The 1,099-nt window shown below is 75.8% G+C and carries 1 protein-coding gene; it reads left to right on the forward strand.

The annotated features are described in order from the left end of the window. Window positions 1–1,099, forward strand: a 1,099-nt coding sequence (locus HO151_RS05290; RefSeq protein WP_173894941.1) for an acyltransferase domain-containing protein, incomplete at both ends; no start/stop codon positions are given.

Genomic DNA, 1,099 nt, shown 5'->3' on the forward strand with positions numbered 1-1,099 from the left:
AGTGGTGGCCCTGCGCAGCAGGACACTGCTGGCACTGACCGGCCGCGGCGCCATGCTGTACGTCCCGCTGCCCCTGGAGCGTGTCCGGGACCGGCTGGCACCCTGGGCGGACCGGCTGGACGTCGCCGCCGTCAACGGCCCCACGACGGTGACCGTCTCGGGCGACCCGGCCGCCCTGGACGAGCTGCACGGCGCGCTCGCCGACGACGGCGTGCTGTGCTGGCCCCTCCCCGGCGTCGACTTCGCCGGGCACTCGCCGCAGGTCGAGGAGATCCGCCACGAACTGGGCACCCTCCTCGCCGGGATCACCCCGCGCCCGTCCCGCGTGCCCTTCTACTCGACCGTCACCGGCTCACTGCTCGACACCTCCCGGCTCGACGCCGCGTACTGGTACCGGAACCTGCGCGAGCCCGTCGTCTTCCGCCGGGCCGTGGACGCCCTCCTCGCCGACGGGTACCGCCTGTTCGTCGAGAACAGCGCCCACCCGGCGCTCACCGTATGGCTCCGGGAGGCCCTGGAGACGGCCGGCGGCACCGGCGGTGTCGTGGGCACCCTGCACCGCGGCGAGGGCGGCCGGGCCCGCGTGCTCACCTCCCTGGCGGAACTGCACGTCCTCGGCCGTCCGGTGGACTGGGAGGCGGTCTTCGACGGCACCGGCGCCCGCCCCTGCGAACTTCCCACGTACGCCTTCCAGCGCCGCCACTACTGGCTGACACCACCGTCCCGGGACGCGGACGCGGACGCGGACGGGAACGGCATCGGCATCGGCATCGGCTCCGGCACCGGCTCCGTCGACCAGGACTTCTGGGACGCCGTGGCCGGACCGGACCAGGACGCCCTCGCCGACCGCCTGCGCGTCGAGGACGACGACGTGCGCGCGGCCGTGGGCACCGTGGCGCCCGTGCTCCGCGACTGGCTGCACGGCAGCCGGGACCGGTCCACGCTGGACTCCTGGCGCCACCGCGTCACCTTCAAGGCCCTGCCGCAGCGGGGCGGTGAGGGCCTCACGGGAACCTGGTGGCTCGCGGTGCCCGGAGCCGCCGCCGGGGACCCGGCCGTCGCCGCCTGCGCCCGGGCCCTGCGCGAGCACGGCGCACAC

The sequence above is a fragment of the Streptomyces sp. 8P21H-1 genome (assembly GCF_013302945.1).